General features: G+C 34.1%; 15 protein-coding genes. 6 read left to right on the top strand and 9 right to left on the bottom strand.

Features of this window, described 5'->3' with window-relative positions:
• Positions 1 to 4: 4 nt before the first annotated feature.
• Both QWY90_RS06620 and QWY90_RS06615 read right to left on the bottom strand, forming a co-directional pair.
• Positions 5 to 2,068: a S9 family peptidase gene (locus tag QWY90_RS06620; protein WP_290285083.1), complete on the bottom strand. Its 2,064-nt coding sequence runs from the start codon at positions 2,066 to 2,068 to the stop codon at positions 5 to 7.
• A 99-nt stretch (positions 2,069 to 2,167) separates the two neighbouring features.
• The gene (locus tag QWY90_RS06615) at positions 2,168 to 3,193 is read right to left on the bottom strand and encodes a threonine aldolase family protein (protein ID WP_290285082.1); all 1,026 of its coding nucleotides are present in this window, start codon (positions 3,191 to 3,193) and stop codon (positions 2,168 to 2,170) included.
• Positions 3,194 to 3,324: 131 nt separating this feature from the next.
• On the opposite strand from QWY90_RS06615, the gene prfB reads away from it, so the two are divergent.
• Both prfB and lpxD read left to right on the top strand, forming a co-directional pair.
• Positions 3,325 to 4,420, top strand: a protein-coding gene (prfB, locus tag QWY90_RS06610; protein WP_290285081.1) for a peptide chain release factor 2 whose coding sequence is annotated in 2 segments (ribosomal slippage) — positions 3,325 to 3,387 and positions 3,389 to 4,420 — 1,095 coding nt in all. Because the reading frame shifts where the segments join, the coding sequence is not laid out codon by codon here.
• Between the two features lie 84 nt (positions 4,421 to 4,504).
• Positions 4,505 to 5,503: a UDP-3-O-(3-hydroxymyristoyl)glucosamine N-acyltransferase gene (gene lpxD / locus QWY90_RS06605; RefSeq protein WP_290285080.1), complete on the top strand. Its 999-nt coding sequence runs from the start codon at positions 4,505 to 4,507 to the stop codon at positions 5,501 to 5,503.
• Positions 5,504 to 5,648: 145 nt separating this feature from the next.
• Here lpxD and QWY90_RS06600 read toward each other — a convergent pair whose 3' ends face one another.
• The 4 genes from QWY90_RS06600 to QWY90_RS06585 all read right to left on the bottom strand — a co-directional run bounded on the left by QWY90_RS06600 (position 5,649) and on the right by QWY90_RS06585 (position 9,234).
• Positions 5,649 to 6,416 (bottom strand): dienelactone hydrolase family protein, encoded by a 768-nt coding sequence (locus QWY90_RS06600; protein ID WP_290283892.1) that lies wholly within the window; start codon positions 6,414 to 6,416, stop codon positions 5,649 to 5,651.
• Positions 6,417 to 6,526: 110 nt separating this feature from the next.
• Positions 6,527 to 6,976, bottom strand: a complete 450-nt coding sequence (locus QWY90_RS06595; RefSeq protein WP_290285079.1) for a hypothetical protein — start codon at positions 6,974 to 6,976, stop codon at positions 6,527 to 6,529.
• Positions 6,977 to 7,217: 241 nt separating this feature from the next.
• On the bottom strand, positions 7,218 to 8,573 hold the full coding sequence (locus QWY90_RS06590) for an inorganic phosphate transporter (RefSeq protein WP_290283850.1): 1,356 nt from the start codon (positions 8,571 to 8,573) through the stop codon (positions 7,218 to 7,220).
• Between the two features lie 19 nt (positions 8,574 to 8,592).
• Positions 8,593 to 9,234: a DUF47 domain-containing protein gene (locus QWY90_RS06585; RefSeq protein ID WP_290283851.1), complete on the bottom strand. Its 642-nt coding sequence runs from the start codon at positions 9,232 to 9,234 to the stop codon at positions 8,593 to 8,595.
• 225 nt (positions 9,235 to 9,459) lie between these two features.
• On the opposite strand from QWY90_RS06585, the gene QWY90_RS06580 reads away from it, so the two are divergent.
• Together QWY90_RS06580 and QWY90_RS06575 are read left to right on the top strand one after the other, a co-directional pair.
• Positions 9,460 to 11,088: an acyl-CoA carboxylase subunit beta gene (locus QWY90_RS06580; RefSeq protein WP_290283852.1), complete on the top strand. Its 1,629-nt coding sequence runs from the start codon at positions 9,460 to 9,462 to the stop codon at positions 11,086 to 11,088.
• Between the two features lie 61 nt (positions 11,089 to 11,149).
• Positions 11,150 to 12,766, top strand: a complete 1,617-nt coding sequence (locus QWY90_RS06575; protein WP_290283853.1) for a M1 family metallopeptidase — start codon at positions 11,150 to 11,152, stop codon at positions 12,764 to 12,766.
• Positions 12,767 to 12,800: 34 nt separating this feature from the next.
• Here QWY90_RS06575 and QWY90_RS06570 read toward each other — a convergent pair whose 3' ends face one another.
• Positions 12,801 to 13,841 carry an AMP-binding protein gene (locus tag QWY90_RS06570; protein ID WP_290283854.1) on the bottom strand — a complete coding sequence of 347 codons (1,041 nt, stop codon included), beginning with the start codon at positions 13,839 to 13,841 and terminating at the stop codon, positions 12,801 to 12,803.
• The gene (locus QWY90_RS06565) at positions 13,834 to 14,802 is read right to left on the bottom strand and encodes a CPBP family intramembrane glutamic endopeptidase (protein WP_290283860.1); all 969 of its coding nucleotides are present in this window, start codon (positions 14,800 to 14,802) and stop codon (positions 13,834 to 13,836) included. The genes QWY90_RS06570 and QWY90_RS06565 overlap by 8 nt, the downstream gene beginning before the upstream one ends.
• Before the next feature lie 68 nt (positions 14,803 to 14,870).
• On the opposite strand from QWY90_RS06565, the gene QWY90_RS06560 reads away from it, so the two are divergent.
• Positions 14,871 to 15,212 (top strand): ArsC/Spx/MgsR family protein, encoded by a 342-nt coding sequence (locus QWY90_RS06560; RefSeq protein WP_290283855.1) that lies wholly within the window; start codon positions 14,871 to 14,873, stop codon positions 15,210 to 15,212.
• A 65-nt stretch (positions 15,213 to 15,277) separates the two neighbouring features.
• Positions 15,278 to 17,809: a TonB-dependent receptor gene (locus QWY90_RS06555; RefSeq protein WP_290283857.1), complete on the top strand. Its 2,532-nt coding sequence runs from the start codon at positions 15,278 to 15,280 to the stop codon at positions 17,807 to 17,809.
• Between the two features lie 54 nt (positions 17,810 to 17,863).
• On the opposite strand, the gene QWY90_RS06550 is transcribed toward QWY90_RS06555, so the two are convergent.
• On the bottom strand, positions 17,864 to 18,037 hold the full coding sequence (locus QWY90_RS06550) for a hypothetical protein (RefSeq protein ID WP_290283858.1): 174 nt from the start codon (positions 18,035 to 18,037) through the stop codon (positions 17,864 to 17,866).
• Between the last annotated feature and the right edge of the window lie 12 nt (positions 18,038 to 18,049).

The following is an 18,049-nucleotide window of genomic DNA, read 5'->3' as shown; positions in this document are numbered from 1 at the left end:
TAAACTATTTTTTTATTCCTTCTAAATCTAACAAAAAAGTATATTCTTTGGCAATTTCCTTAATGGCTTCAAACCTTCCCGAGGCACCTCCATGTCCTGCATCCATATTGGTATCCAAATACAATTGATTATTATTTGTTTTCAAAACGCGTAATTTAGCAACCCATTTAGCTGGTTCCCAATACTGTACCTGTGAATCGTGCAAACCTGTAGAAATATATAAGTTTGGATAGTCTTGGGCAACAATATTGTCATAAGGCGAATAGGATAACATATAATTATAATATTTTTTAACATTCGGGTTTCCCCATTCATCGTATTCTCCTGTTGTTAATGGTATCGTTTCGTCTAACATGGTCGTAACAACATCTACAAACGGCACTTGAGCGACGACCCCGTTATACAAATTTGGTGCCATGTTTATAATTGCTCCCATCAAAAGTCCACCAGCAGAGCCACCTTCGGCATATAAATGTTGTGGTGATGTATACTTTTCATCTATCACAAATTGCGAACAATCTATAAAATCGGTAAACGTATTTTTCTTTTTTAACAACTTCCCGTCTTCATACCATTGTCTTCCTAAATCTTCGCCTCCACGAATGTGCGCAATGGCGTAAATAAATCCTCGATCTAATAATGATAAACGAACAGATGAAAAATGACAATCCATTGTTATACCATATGAGCCATAAGCATATAACAAAAGTGGATTCTTTCCGTTTTTTTTAATTCCTTTTCGATACACCATCGAAATGGGCACTTTTGTTCCGTCTTTGGCGGTGGCCCAAATGCGTTCTTCTTTATAATTGTTCTTATTGAATTTTCCACCCAAAACTTCCTGCTCTTTCAGAACTGTTTTTTCCTTCGTTTTCATATTGAAATCAATCACAGAAGCCGGCGTTGCCAACGATTGATATCCATAACGAAGTATTTTAGTATCAAAATCGAGATTGGTTGTGGTGTACGCCATATAAGTTTCACTGTCAAAAGGCAGGTAATATTCTCCCTTTCCACTCCAAGGCATTATGCGAATGTGATTCAAACCATTGAATCGTTCAGAAACAACTAAATAATCTCTAAAAATATCAATATCTTCAAGTAAAACATCCTGACGATGCGGAATAACATCAACCCAATTTTCTTTTGAAGTTGCACTTTCGGGCGTTTTCATCAGTTTAAAATTTGTTGCTTTGTCTTTATTGGTTACAATATAAAAATGGTCTCCAAAATGCGACATCGAGTATTCTAATCCGCGTGTTCTTTTTTGGAATACTTTGAATTTAGCATCCGGCGTCGCCGATAAAACCGTTTGGTATTCGGTTGTCATTGTACTGCTCGAATTGATAATCAAATATTTTTTCGATTTCGATTTATAAACCGAAACGTCAAAAGTTTCATCTTTTTCAAAATACACCAATGCGTCTTTATCGGCTGTTGTTCCAATTTTGTGTTTGTATATTTTATCGGCACGAAGCGTTACTTCATCTTTTCGGGAATAAAACAAAGTCTTGTTATCACTTGCCCAAGTAGAACCGCCGGTAGTATTTTCTAATTTCACAGGTAAAATTTCACCTGAAACTAAATTCTTAACCTGAATCGTGTATTGTCTTCGAGAAACTGTATCGACACCAAAAGCTGCCAATGTATTATCTTCGCTAATGCTTAAACCAGCTAAATTGAAATAAGTATACCCTTTTGCCATTTCGTTGCAATCAAACAAGATTTCTTCTTTGGCTTCCAGATTTCCTTTTTTACGCGAATGAATTGGATAATCTTTACCCATTTCAAAACGAGTAATATAATAATAACCATTGTAAAAATAAGGAACCGACTCATCATCTTCCTTGATTCGGGATTTCATTTCTTCGAATAAATTCTTTTGAAATTCTTTTGTATGTGCAGTTTCTTGATGGTAATATTCGTTTTCCTGATTGAGATAATCAATCACTTCCTGGTTCTCTCTTTGGTTTAGCCAATAATAATTATCGGTACGGACATGTCCGTGTTTTTCTATAGCATGTGGAATTATTTTGGCTATAGGTATTTGTAATAACGTTTCAGGCATTTACTTTTTTTTAGTAATAACAAAAATAAGTATTATGTCTGCAGGAGTTCTAGATATTTCAGGAAGTTATGCACTTAGAAATTAACAAGTTTTAGTATACTAAAGGCTCATTTTTTCCAAAGCTTCCAAAACATATTCATGCATTACTTGTCGGTAATCGAGATGGGTAACCATTCTTAGTTTTCCTTTGGCTAATAAACTAATTGAAATACCTTTTTGTTTGAGTTTTTCTATCACTTCCTGGTCTTTAATGTGAGGTTGTGCTGAAAATACAACGATATTCGTTTCGACAGGTTCGACAACAGCAACCCAAGAACATTGCTCTAATTGAGCTCCTAATTCTTTTGCTCTGCGATGGTCATCCGCTAACCTATTGATATTGTTTTGCAATGCATAAATTCCAGCTGCCGCCAAATAACCTGACTGACGCATATTACCTCCAAATATTTTTCGGACACGCAAAGCCTTGTGCATTGTTGCTGTATCAGATAACAAAACCGAACCAATTGGCGCCCCCAATCCTTTGGAGAAACAAACTGAAATCGTGTCGAATAATTGTCCAAATTGTTTTGGCTGTTGCTTTTTAGCAATCATGGCATTCCACAAACGTGCGCCATCTAAATGATACTTCAAATTATGGTCGACACAAACTTGCTTTATTTTTTGTAATTCTGAAATCTCATAACAAGCGCCTCCACCTTTATTAGTTGTGTTTTCAATACCCACCATTTTTGACATGGGTGTATGATAAAACTCGGGATCATTGATACCGTCTTTTACTTGTTCTGCAGTAATCATTCCACGACTTCCATCTAATAGATTGAAGTTGACTCCACTATTTGCCGAAGCTCCGCCCGATTCATACAAATGAATATGCGACCACTTATCGCAAATAATCTGGTCACCCGGATTGGTGTTTAACTTAATTGCTGTTTGATTTGCCATAGTTCCGGTTGGAAAAAATAAGGCAGCTTCCATTCCGAATAAATCGGCTACCATTTTTTCAAAAGCATTTACAGTTGGATCTTGTTTGAATACGTCGTCTCCTACTTTAGCATTGAACATTGCCTGAAGCATTTCGGGTGTAGGTTTGGTTACCGTATCGCTGATTAAATTTATTTCCATTTAAAGAATATTAGTCTATTTTTGTGGTGAATTATTAGCCCCGATAGCAGTGTAAATCCTTTTCTTTTTAGAAAAGATTGGAACGTATAGCGGGATTAGCTTCAAATTAAAAACACAAAACTACATTATTTATGACAAATACCGAACAAATTAAAGGTATTGTAGAGCGCCTTGGTGCGTTGAGGAGGTATCTTTGACATTGATGCCAAGCTCATAGAAATCACAAACGAAGAGGAAAAGACTTTTGCACCCGACTTTTGGAACAATCCAAAGGAAGCAGAAATTATTGTTCAAAACTTGCGGTCTAAGAAAAAATGGGTTGAAGATTTCGAAAAAGGCAATGCCATGGCAGAAGAGCTTCAGATTATTTACGAATTTTTCAAAGAAGGCGATGCTACCGAAGAAGAACTTGACACCCATTATGAGGCTACCAATACGCATATTGAAAACCTTGAATTTCGAAACATGCTTTCTGATGAAGGTGATAAATTGAGTGCAGTTGTACAGATTACAGCTGGTGCCGGCGGAACAGAAAGTTGCGATTGGGCATCCATGCTAATGCGCATGTACATGATGTGGGGAGAAAAAGAAGGCTACAAAATTAAAGAACTTAACTTTCAGGAAGGTGAAGTTGCCGGAATAAAAACGGTGACTTTAGAGTTTGAAGGCGAATATTCTTTTGGGTATCTTAAAGGCGAAAATGGTGTACATCGTTTGGTGCGAATTTCTCCTTTTGACAGTAATGCCAAACGTCATACTTCTTTTGCTTCGGTTTATGTTTATCCTTTAGTTGATGATAGTATTGAAATTGACATCAATCCAGCGGATATTGAAATCACGACTTCGCGTTCGAGTGGTGCCGGTGGACAGAATGTAAACAAAGTAGAGACAAAAGTACAATTGGTTCACAAGCCAACTGGAATTCAGATTCAATGTTCGGAAACGCGCTCCCAACAAGATAATCGACAACGTGCAATGCAAATGCTTAAGTCACAATTGTACGAAATTGAATTAAAAAAACAACAAGCTCAACGTAAAGATATAGAAGCGGGTAAAATGAAAATAGAATGGGGTTCACAAATCAGAAACTATGTGATGCAACCCTACAAACTAGTTAAGGATGTGCGCACTGGATTTGAAACAAGCGATGTTGATGGAGTTATGAATGGTAATATAGATAAGTTTTTGAAAGCCTATTTGATGATGATGGGACAGAAAGAAGAATAGAATTCGCATTATTTTAGGTTAATATCATAGGATTTTCAAATTCATTTACCTTAATTTGAGAAATAATCAAAATACACCCTAAACATGAGTTCCTATTCAATTCAAGAAATTAATGACGTATTGCATGGCGAAATTGTAGGTGCAACATCTTGCCAAATAACAGCTCCTGAGCAATTAGAAGTTGCCTCAGCTACTGAAATTTCTTTTATTGGAAGCAAAAAATATGAAAAATTTTGGGAGAATTCTAAAGCATGCGTTGCTGTTGTTAATCAAGATATTTCTATTGAACCTGGAGAAAATCGTGCTTTTATAAAAGTAAAAAATGCTGATTTGGCTATGTCTCAGATTTTGGAACTCTTTGCTCCTCCTCCACCTGTATTTTCAGTTGACATTCATCCTTCGTCCGTAATTGATGATTCGGTTTCGATAGGAAACGGAGTTCGAATTGGTGCCGGAAGTTATATTGGACCAAATGTTACATTAGGAGAAAACGTAACTATTTATCCGAATGTTACTATTCTTGACGAATGTACTATTGGCAAAAATACCACTATTTGGTCTGGAACGGTAATTCGGGAACGCTGTCATATTGGAGCTTATTGTATTTTACATCCTAACTGTACTATTGGAGCTGATGGTTTTGGATTTAGACCCTGTCCGGAAAAAGGGTTGGTGAAAATTCCACAAATCGGCAATGTTATTATTGGAAATGGTGTTGAGATTGGAGCCAACTCTTGTGTTGATAGAGGAAAATTCAGTTCAACTATTCTTGGTGATGGTTGTAAAATTGATAATCTGGTTCAAATTGGACACAATTCTAAACTTGGAAGATTCTGTATTATGGCAGGAAATTCAGGTTTGGCTGGTTCGGTTACTTTAGGAAATGGCGTTATGATTGGCGGAAGCGCTTCAATAAAGGACCATTTAACTATAGGAGATGGTGCTATTGTTGGTGCAGGTTCAGGCGTAGCAGCCGATGTCGAAGCCGGAAAAGTTGTTTTAGGATATCCTGCTGTTGATGCCCGTGACGCTTTGAAACAATGGGCCATTTTAAAGCGATTGGTAAGAGACTCAAATAAATAATTATAAATTTTGAATTATAAATTATAAATGAATTCAAAATTTATAATTTATAATTCAAAATAACATCCTATATTTGCATCGAGGATTCCGAAAGGAAGTTACACCTCACCGCACTAGTCGATCGCTCCAGATCGACTTTTGTATTTTATAACACTTCCTTTAAAAAATTCAGCATCGCTTCCCAAGAACGTTTTTCTGCCTTTTCGTTATAAGCCGCACCTTTTGAATTATCATTTCCTGCATTTTTATCAGTAAAGGAATGAACAGCATTGGCATAATAAACCATTTGCCAATCGGCTTTTGCAGTTCGCATTTCATTTTGGAATTTTTCAATCTCTTCTTTTGATTCATATGGGTCATCAGCTCCGTGAAGCACTAAAACTTTTGATGCTATAGGATTAATTGTTCTGGCTTCATCACGACCTAAACCTCCATGAAAAGAAACGATTCCTTTTACTTTCATATTTACTCTTGCGGCTTCAACTGCTCCGGTTCCTCCAAAGCAATAACCCATAATTACTATATCATCCGGATTAGCACCTTGTTTAACCAATTGGTCTAATGCTAACTGAATTCGGGTTTGGTATTCTTTGATATTTTTCTTGAAATAACCTGCTTTTGCACCAGCTTCATTATAGTTTGTTGGACGTTGATCAGCGCCATAAATATCAGCTACAAATATGGTATAACCTGATTCAGCCAATCTATTTGCGCTATCTTTCGCATGATCATCAATTCCCATCCAAGCCGGAAGAATTAGTATTCCCGGATTATTTTTTAATGCTTTGGAAGGTTTGACACTAATGCCACTTAATAGTTGACTTCCATCTTTATATTCAACCGCTTTAGATTGTGAAAAAACAGTAAAAGTGCTCAGTAAAATAACTGTCAGCATAAGAAATTTAGTTTTCATAAGAAATAAGTTTTTAGCTGATAAATTTAAGGAAACAGAAACGAAAAAATTGTTAATTGTGTCCTAAAAAAAAACCGACAGTATGACTATCGGTTTTATAATTCAGAAAATTATTTTTTCTTTTTAGATTTAGATTTTTTCTTTTTGGCTTTGGCCTTTTTGGCTTTCTCTTTTGCTTTAGCTTTTTTCTTTTTTTCTTTGTCTTTGGCTTTCTGCTTCTCTTTCTTTGCTTTTTCTTTTTTCTTAGCTTTTTCCTTTTTTTCTTTTTCTTTAACCTTAGCTTTTTTTGCTTTTTCTTTGTTGGAATCTTTCATAGTTTCTACTTTTTCTTCATTGGAAGTAGTAGGTTCTACTAATATTACTTCCGGTTTAACTTCCTTTTTTACTATTGGCGATACAGCTCTTGATCTAGTTCGTGTTGGTGTTGAACTAGCTGTAGCTTTTACAGCAGTTATTCTGGTGCGAGTTGTTTTTACTTCAGGTTTGGTTTCAATTGTTGGCTGAACTTCTGTCTCTGAATTTGACACTTCTTCGTTTGTTGTTAATTCATTGTTTATCATAGTAATAATTGTATTTTTATATTTAATGTTAATTTAATGTAAATTTTACGTTAACAAAAATAGTGTTTAAACCAATTCGCCAATGTTAAGTTTTCGTTTCAACGAAAACCTTAACATTGAAAACTTGTTAAGTACTGTCATTAGAGAGAATCAAAAAGTAAATAAAAATTTTATAACCTTTTTAAAATAAAAAACTCCTAAAGAAAAATCTTTAGGAGTTGAAAACTTTAAAAAATATTTTTTATATAAATGTTCTTAATAAATAATATACCAAAGCTGCTAAAACACCTGAAACTGGTATGGTTAACACCCAAGCCCAAAGAAGTTTTACAGTAACACCCCAACGAACTGCAGAAACCCTTTTAGTTACTCCTACTCCAATTATGGAACCAGTTATTGTATGTGTTGTTGATACTGGAATTTTAAAATGTTCTGTAATGAATAAGGTTAACGCTCCAGCTGATTCGGCAACAACACCCTCAAAGGCGGTTACTTTTGTAATTTTTGAACCCATTGTTTTTACAATTTTCCATCCACCACTCAAGGTTCCCAAAGCAATAACGGTATAACAAGTTAACGGAATCCAAGAAGGCATAACACCATCAATTTTTACTCCATCTTTTTCAGAGGGTAATACTACATTTAAATCTAACCAACCCATTGACATATTAGCATTTGGATGGGTATTTAAATAAACAGCTACAGCAGCAGCTATGATTCCCATAACTTTTTGAGAATCATTCCCACCGTGTCCTAAACTGAAAGAAGCAGAAGAGAGCAACTGCATTCTTTTTAATACTTTTTCTGCTTTTGAAGTTGAAAAGCTACTGAATACTAAATTGAATATGGCAACACTGAAAAAGATAATAGCTACCAATGACCATTTTATATTAGATGGTTCAGAAATCACACTCCAAAGATGGCTCTCAAATCTTGGTTTCTTAATGTCATTATAACCAACTAATACTGTTGACAAAAACCAAAATACTAATAACATTAACACTAGGGTTAATATTTTTGGGTAAATACTTTTGCGTGACGAATACATCAACCAAAGTGAAATAAAATAGGAAATCAACATTCCTAATAAAGGAGCTAAAACTATAAAAGCAATTATGACCGAAACTCCCGATGGTAATCCTCCATCTTCTCCTGGTTTATACCAATTTACAATATTGTACCAATGCTTTGTGACTTCTGCACCATCTTGAATTGCAGTATAATCGGAAAAACCATGAAGAGAAATAGCATGTGCAATAGCTGCTCCGGCAAAACCCCCAATTAAAGTGTGGGATGATGATGAAGGAATTCCTTTCCACCAAGTGATTAAATTCCATATAATAGCAGCAATAACTCCAGCTAATATAACCGTCAAATTAATACTATCGGTTTTGGCGGTTTTAGCAACTGTATCTGCAACACCAAAACCAAAAACCCAATACGCTAAAAAATTAAAAAAAGCTGCCCAAAGCACAGCCTGAAATGGTGTTAGTACTTTAGTAGCTACAATAGTTGCTATAGAATTCGCAGCATCATGAAATCCGTTGATATAATCAAATAAAAGTGCAAGAACTATAATTACAATTAGTAATGTCATGATTTCCTAATTGATTTTATTATGAGTGCTTAACTGAAATTTGTTCCATAACATTTGAAACGCTTTTACATTTATCAGAAGCCATTTCCAAAGCAGAAAGCACTTCTTTGTATTTAATAACGTTTTTAGCATCGACTTCATTTTCAAAAATGTCTGCAACTGCTTTATCAAATACTGAATCTGCTTTACTTTCTAATTTATTGATTTTTTTGCAGGTTTCTTTTATTGCTTTATGATTCATAGCTTTCAATTCTTTGATACCGAGACCAATTAATTGACAAGCTTCTAAATTAATCTCCGTTAATTTACGAATTGATTTTGTTATTTTTTCTACTTGATACAAGCGCATTCTACTGGCAGCACCATGCATGTTGTCGGCAACATTATCAATGGCTTTTATTAACGAATGAATATCTTCTCTATCAAAAGGTGTGATAAAATTTCGACTTAATTCTAAATGTGTTTTATGCGTAATCTCTTCTATTTCAGCTTCAAGTTCTTCAATTTTTCTAAAATATTCTTCTCTCTCTGCTTTGGGTGCGTTTACTGCTTCATGAAGTGTTTCTGCCAATAAAATTAAACCTGCTGAAGCTTGTTCAAATAACGGGAAGAACTTTTTATCCTTTGGAACTAAAAACTGGAAAATATTGTTAAGAGTCATTGTTTTTATGTTTACTTTGGTACAAATGTATTTTTCTAATGTTAAGTGAATATTAACTAATCAAAAATATGCTTTTTTTTTATTGAATTACAATTTCAAATCTTCAGAAATTATCTTATTGAAAACGTTTTCGTATTTTAGCACATTTGATATTAAGAGGAGAATGTCCTGTGGACATTCGGAAATACCTATTAATGCTGAACACAGTGATATAAAATAAAACCCATGGACATTAACTTCAATAAAAACGAAGATCATAATAAACTTTTAATAACCGATTTAAAGCAACGTTTTACCAAAGTTAAAGTTGGTGGTGGTGAAAAACGTATCGAAAAACTGCACACCGAAGGTAAGATGACTGCCCGTGAACGAATCGATTATTTGCTTGACGCGAAAGCAAAAAGCATAGAAATTGGCGCTTTTGTTGGTGACGGAATGTATGCTGAACATGGCGGATGTCCTTCTGGTGGCGTTGTGGTAAAAATGGGTTACATCAAAGGAAAACAATGTATTGTTGTTGCCAATGATGCGACTGTAAAAGCCGGAGCATGGTTTCCGATTACAGCAAAAAAGAATCTGCGCGCGCAGGAAATTGCGATGGAAAACCGTTTACCTATAATTTATTTAGTTGATTCTGCCGGAGTTTATTTACCAATGCAGGATGAAATTTTTCCTGATAAAGAACATTTTGGTAGAATTTTTAGAAACAATGCCATAATGTCCAGCATGGGAATTACACAAATTGCAGCCGTTATGGGAAGTTGTGTGGCTGGTGGTGCTTATCTCCCGATTATGAGTGATGAAGCAATGATAGTTGATAAAACTGGAAGTATTTTCTTGGCTGGAAGTTATTTGGTAAAAGCTGCCATCGGTGAAAACATTGATAATGAAACATTAGGCGGAGCCACAACACACTGCGAAATCTCGGGTGTTACTGATTATAAAGCTAAAGACGATAAAGACGCTTTGGACAGAATTAAAAGTATCGTTGGGAAAATCGGTGATTATGATAAAGCCGGTTTCAACAGAGAAGCTTCTCAAAAACCAATGCTGAAAGAGGAAGAAATCTACGGAATACTACCAAAATTACGCACCGAACAATACGATATGATGGAAATCATCAAACGCTTAGTTGATAATTCAGAAATGGATATGTATAAAGACGGTTATGGTCAATCCATTATCACTTGCTATGCAAGGATTGACGGTTGGGCAGTGGGAATTGTAGCAAATCAACGTACGGTTTCTAAAACCAAAAAAGGAGAAATCCAATTTGGTGGCGTTATTTATTCCGATTCTGCTGATAAAGCCACTCGTTTTATTGCCAATTGCAACCAAAAGAAAATTCCTTTAGTATTTGTGCAAGATGTTACCGGATTTATGGTTGGAAGCAAATCAGAACATGGCGGCATCATTAAAGACGGAGCCAAAATGGTGAATGCGGTTTCCAATTCGGTCGTCCCAAAATTTACTGTAATTGTCGGAAATTCTTATGGAGCAGGAAACTATGCCATGTGTGGAAAAGCGTATGACCCAAGATTAATATTCGCCTGGCCAAGTGCCGAACTTGCCGTTATGGGCGGAACGCAAGCTGCTAAAGTATTGGCACAAATAGAAGCTTCATCTTTAAAAGCCAAAGGCGAAACAGTAGACGAAAAAGTAGAACAGGAATTATTCGATAAAATCAAGGCGCGGTATGATGCGCAAGTTTCTCCTTATTATGCTGCAGCACGACTTTGGACTGATGCTATTATTGATCCTTTAGAAACCCGCACTTGGATTTCAATGGGAATAGAAGCTGCTAATCACTCGCCTATTGAAAAGAAATTTAATTTAGGTGTGATTCAGGTTTAATAAATAGTAACAAAATTAAAATCAAACCAACTAATGCTTTAGATTTTCTATTCTTATTCTCATGAAAAAAATACTTGCCTTAAGTTTCATTATTATTAGTTTCCAAAACATCTTTTCTCAAGAAACAACGACACGAAAAGACTCACTTCAAGGCGGATTACGACCGGAACGAACTTGCTTTGATGTGTTGCGCTATGATTTAAATATCAAAGTAAATCCTGATGAAAAATCAGTTGTTGGCTATAATGACATTAGCTTTAAAGTAGTTGACAACACTTCAAAAATTCAATTGGATTTATTTGATAATATGCAAGTAGATTCTATTGTTTTCAATTCGGAAAAATTGAATTACAAGAGAGAATTTAATGCCGTTTTTATCAATTTCCCCACATCCTTAAAAATTGGTACCAATGAAAAAATACGCTTTTATTATTCGGGTAAACCCATAATTGCAAAAAACGCGCCTTGGGATGGTGGATTTATTTTTACTAAAGATGGGCAAGGAAAGCCGTGGGTTGGTGTAGCATGCCAAGGTACAGGAGCCAGTTTATGGTATCCAGTAAAAGACTCGCAAAGCGATGAGCCCGATTTTGGCGCGACTATAAAAGTAGCTGTTCCGAATGGTTTGATGGAAGTTTCCAACGGAAGATTAATAGGCAGTGAAGATCTAAAAAATGGTTATACCCGTTGGGATTGGGAAGTTAAAAATCCAATAAATACTTATTCCATAAATGTCAGTGTTGGCGATTATGTGTCTATACATGAAAATTATAAAGGATTAGATTTAGATTACTACGTACTCCGCCAAAATGAAGTTGCAGCCAAAATACATTTTGAGGAAGTAAAACCTATGATGGATTGTTTTCAGAGTAAATTCGGACCCTATCCTTTTGCAAGTGACAGTTACAAATTAGTGGAAACGCCTTATTTAGGAATGGAACATCAAAGCGCCGTTGCCTATGGAAACAAATATGTAAATGGTTATTTAGGAACTGATAGATCTGGAACCGGAATTGGGTTACTTTTTGACTACATTATAATTCACGAAAGTGGACACGAATGGTTTGGTAATAATATAACATCCAAAGATTCTGCCGATATGTGGATACATGAAGGATTTACTTGTTACACCGAAAATGTTTTTGTTGAATGTCAATTTGGTTACGAAAAAGGGCAACAATACGTAAACGGTTGCAAAAGAAATATTGATAATGTAAGTCCAATTATTGGCCCGTATGGGGTGAATAAAGAAGGCTCGGGTGATATGTATGAAAAAGGTGCTTTGCTTTTAAATACTTTGAGGCATGTTGTCAATGATGACGATAAATGGTGGAAACTGTTCTTAAAATATTCTGAAACATTTCACAACAAAATTATTGATACAGAAGCTGTTATTAGCTTTTTCAATACCGAAACAGGAATGAATTTAACACCTATTTTTAATCAATATCTCAGACATGCATCAATTCCTAAACTTGAATTGAGAAAATCTAAAGGCAAACTTGGGCTTCGTTGGAAAACAGATGAACCTAAATTCAATATGCCAATTGATCTTAAAGTTAATGGTAAAAAATACCGATTTTATCCAACAACTACTTGGGTTACTACAAAATATAAAATCAATAAGTTAGAAGAAGTTGAAGTCTTGACCAATGATTTTTATATAGATGTTAACTAATTCATCACTAACTTTATTGGGAATGTACTTTTTATTAATTCAGCGTTTCTTTTCTCAAGATTTTCCCAGTTACACTATCTTTAAACTTAGGAACAAAAATAATTTCTTTGGGCTTTTCGTATTTGTCTAAAGTTTCATAAATTGAATTGTCCAGTTCGCATTTTTCTCCCTCAATAACTAAAACTACTTTTTCTCCTAATTCATTATCAGGTTTTGATGCAATAAAGAAGCGTTGACTAATTTTGCTTATCAATTTCTTCTCTATTTGCTCTGGAATTAATTTTATTCCACCACTATTGATAACATTATCAAATCTGCCGAGAAATATAAATTGATTTTCATTGACCAATTCAACAATATCATTTGTGATAATAACTTCAGGAGAAATTGTTGGTGCATGAATAACCAAACAATTTCTTTCATCAAACGAAACAGTAACATTAGGCAAAACCGTAAATGCTTTTTCTCCTAATTTTCTGGCTGCAATATGAGTAATGGTTTCGGTCATACCATAAGTTTCATAAACTATGGTAGGTAACTTTAGTAACTGCTTCTCCAGAATTTTATTAACAGCTGCGCCTCCAATAATCAACTTTTTAACTCTCTTTAATTGGGGTATTGAATTTTGTGCTTGCAAAGGCACCATCGCAACAAAATCATAATCAATTTCGTTGTTAGCTAATGGATTTGAACTTGGAGCCACAAACTCTAAATCAAGTCCTAAAATCATAGCACGAACTAGCATCATTTTTCCCGCAACATATTTTACAGGTAAACATTGTAATGCTTTATTGCCAGGTTGCAATTCAAAAAAATCACCTGTAGCCAATGCTGAATCAACCATGGCTTGTTTGCTAACTGAAATAGTTTTTGGTGCTCCGGTTGTTCCCGAAGTTTCCATTTGAATATAACTTTTTCCATCAAACCAATCCAAAAGAAAATTACCAACTGGTTTTTCAAAATCTTCTCCTTCTTTGATAAAACTATAAGCTACGCGACACAAATCTTCCCTATCGAGGTGAAATCCATTAAGCTTAAATAAATTATGTACATTTTCATAGGTTGGGTTACTCATAACTTTTATCATTTACAATATTTTCAATTTGTTCATTCTTTTCAACAACTATAATTTTACCTGTCAGTTTCTCTTTCCAGTCAGTCCAATTATATTTTTTACTAAAGATAAATAATAGTAATGGAAAAATAATGAGAACTGGTACTAGAATTTCAAATCCGGCAGATGGTGATGAAATATCTTTAAAAATAGAATTAGTTTGAAAAGCTGACCAATCTGAAGTAACTAAAAGTGCCGTCATTAAATTATTGGCAGCATGAAAACCAAGAGCCAATTCCATTCCTTCATCCATTAGTGTAATAACTCCAAGGAAGAAACCTGTTCCTATATAATATACTAATATAATATACCCCATTTTTTCAACTTCAGGATTGGCGATATGCATCGTTCCAAAAATAACGGATGTCATTACCAACGGAAACCATCTGTTTTTCGCCAAAAGGGCAAACCCTTGCATTAAATAACCACGAAAAACATATTCTTCAGTACTGGTTTGAACCGGAATTAGAAGAATTCCAATAATTGCCAAAATTAAAAATGGAAAAGGTTTAAAATTGTATACAAAATCACCTGGACTAGTATAAAACATTATTAACGTTGATCCTACAGTAAAAACTCCCCAAAGAGTAAACGAAAAAAATATTCTTTTCCAATCAACTTTTACCCTTGACGTAGTGATTGATAATAAGGTTTGTTTGTGAAAGTACTTTATAACTAAAATTATGGCAATAAAGGCAACGACAAATGAAAATAGCAATAAAAATAAAGTTGTATTTAAATTTAAAAAGTTCATCATTTCCATTTCTTTTGTCGGAAATGGCTTCCCCGTTTTTAAAGATTTAATAAAAACAGCTATAACCCATGGTATTTGACCAATGGCTGATGCAATAAAAATTATCAAGGAACCAACTAAATATTTCCAAAATTTATTGGTAGGCAAAAAACCGTTTTCTAAAAACATAGTACTCATATTTTCTTTCGCCTAAATTAACTTTTTTCTATTAAAATAGATTACTTTGTAAAAAAAATATGTTGCAAATACTTCACAATCCAAGATGCGGAAAATCAAGAGCCTGTTTGGCTTTTGTAACGGAATCTAAACAGGAATTTGAAATTATAAATTACATCGAAAAACCATTAAGTGCTAAAGATTTAAAAAATCTACTTAAAAAACTGAATCTCAAACCTATAGAATTAGTCCGTCAAAAAGAAAGCATTTGGATAGAAAATTATAAAGGAAAATCTCTGACAGATAGTGACATCCTAAATGCCTTAGCCAAACATCCCATATTGATTGAAAGACCAATAGTTATTGATGGTGACAAAGCTACAATTGGAAGGGACATTGACAAACTAAAAGACTTTATTTAACAAACTGTTGGGATAAGTTTATCAAGCTAAGGCGTAATTTTGTTCCGAAAGTTGAAAATTTATCCATGAAAAAATTATACTGTTTTATACCTACACTTCTACTACTATTTTCATTTACAGTTTTTGGACAAGAAACACAAACTAAAGGCTTACTGCCAGAAGGTAAATCTGAGAAAGCTAAAATTACCATCACTGGAAAAATCATAGAGAAAACAAGTAAACTTCCTCTTGAATACGCAACTATAACTTTTAAAAATACTAAAAATCCAAAACTAATTTTCGGTGGAATTACAGATAGCAAAGGTGATTATTCTATAGTTGTTGTATCAGGTATTTATGATATCACTCTAGAATTTATTTCTTTTAAACCAACGACTATAAGTCAAAAACAATTAACCCAATCAACCAATTTAGGAACCATAGCTTTAGAAGAAGATGCAACTCAATTAAACGAAGTGGTAGTTCGAGCCGAAAAAACTACGGTTGAAATAAAACTCGACAAAAAAGTTTACAACGTTGGCCAAGACATGATTGTAAAAGGCGGAACCGCCAGCGATGTGTTAGATAATGTGCCGTCAGTTACGGTTGATGCCGATGGAAATGTGGCTTTACGCGGCAACGACAATGTTAAAATTCTTATTGATGGAAGACCTTCAAATGCAATTAATATTGCTGATGCTTTACGAACAATTTCTGCAGATGCTTTAGATAAAATCGAAGTGATTACCAATCCATCTGCGCGTTATGATGCTGAAGGTGGTGGCGGAATTATCAATATTTTATTGAAAAAAGGAAAAAATCAAGGAATCAACGGAACCCTTATTGGCACTGTCGGAAATCCTCAAAACTATGGATTAGTATCAAACATAAATTTCAAAAGTGAACAGTTCAATCTTTTTTCTACATTAGGATATAACGATAGTAAAGCACCTGGTAAATCAAAAACGGATACTGATTATTTAAATCCGGATGGAACTATCCAAAAAACAATAAATGAAAGAAGTACCAGAGAGAGAGGCAGAAAAGGTTTCAACTATACTATCGGAATGGATTGGTATTTAGACAAAACCTTGACATGGAGTAATACTTTTAACTACAGAAAAAATAACGGTGCCAATCCAGATAACGTTTTATTGTATAATGAATTTCCCGATATCGCCGACAATTTCGTTCGCAACAGGTATAACGATCAGTTCACAAGAACGCATGATGTAGAATACGCTACAAATTTTACCAAAAAATTCAAAAAAGACGGACATAAACTTACTGTTGATGGTTCATTTTCAAAAAATTTAGATAACGACTCTTCGACCATAACCGATTTTGTTATTGGACAAGAAAACCTGGCAACCAAAGAATTAACTAAAAACTTTCAAACACAAAAAAGAAGCTTAATTCAATCAGATTATGTCTTGCCAATAGGTGAAAACAGTCAATTTGAAGCAGGTTACAAAGGCGATTTTAATGAATTGATTACCGATTATAATGTTGGCGATATTGATGGTAGTGGAAATTATATCCCAAATTTAAACTACACAAATATTTTAGATTATAAAGAGAAAATTAATGCCGTGTATTCTCAATTTGGTTCAAAGATTAATAAATTCTCCTATTTATTTGGATTAAGATATGAAGATTCTAATATCGATATTGACCTTTTAACAACCAATAATTTTAATAATAAAAAATACAATAATTTTTTTCCAAGTGCTTTCTTTACTTATCAATTAAAAGAACAAAGTACCATTTCACTTAATTACAGCAGACGTATTTCCAGACCTCGTTCGCGATTTATAAATCCGTTTTCAAATTATTCTAGTAACGTAAATATTTTTCAAGGAAATCCAGATATCAATCCATCGCTTACTGACGCTTTTGATATTGGATACATGAACAAATGGGACAAAGTAACGTTTAGCACATCAATGTATTTTAACAGAACTAATGATGTGTTCCAATTTATCAGAAGACCAAACGGAGAATCTGTTACCACTATTGTTGACGGAGTAACAATAGTAACGCCTGTAATTTTATCAACACCTATAAACTTAGCGCGTGAAGATCGTTTCGGATTTGAATTTAACCTAAACTATACACCATACAAATGGTGGAAATTAAACGGTAACTTCAACTTTTTCCAAAGTAAAATAAATGGAGACTACTCGTATACTCTTCAAAATACAGGAGAAGTAATAAACGAAAACTTCGATAATACAGCTGCAAGTTGGTTTACCAGAGTTTCTTCAAAAATAACATTGCCTTATAAAATAGATTGGCAAACAAATGCAACTTACAATGCACCACAAAATAATGCACAAGGAAAAAGCCTTGGCGTCTTGAGTGCAAATTTGGCGTTCAGTAAAGATATTTTGAAAGACAAAGCTACGATTGCTCTTAACGTAAGTGATGTTTTCAATTCGAGAAAAAGAATTAGTGAAACCCATTTGGCTACTTTAAACTCTTACAGCGAAATGCAATGGAGACAGCGTCAAATCAATCTTTCGTTTACTTACAGATTCAATAAATTAAAAAATAACGATAAAGACAAAAAACCAAAAGGAAACCAACAAGATGATAACGGTGATTTTCCCGGATAATAAAAAGAAAAAAGCCCCGAAATTCGGGGCTTTTTCATAAACAAAAACTTAAATTTAAGCTGTTTGTTCTGCGTCTCTTTTTGCTTTTCTTTCTTGCATTAATTCTTTAACGCCTCCGTAAATCCAATAAGGAACAACGAAAGTTACCAAGAACATCATCAACCAAAAACCAATGGTTAAAATGGTTAAGAAAGCTAAGAAACCTAAATACTGTGAAAATTCAAACATGTTTTCCGGAAT

The organism is Flavobacterium paronense, from assembly GCF_030409795.1.
In the GTDB taxonomy this organism is placed as follows: Bacteria; Bacteroidota; Bacteroidia; order Flavobacteriales; family Flavobacteriaceae; genus Flavobacterium; species Flavobacterium paronense.
The sequence above is the reverse complement of the archived record's forward strand: the minus strand, read 5'-3'. Positions and strand labels throughout refer to the sequence as shown.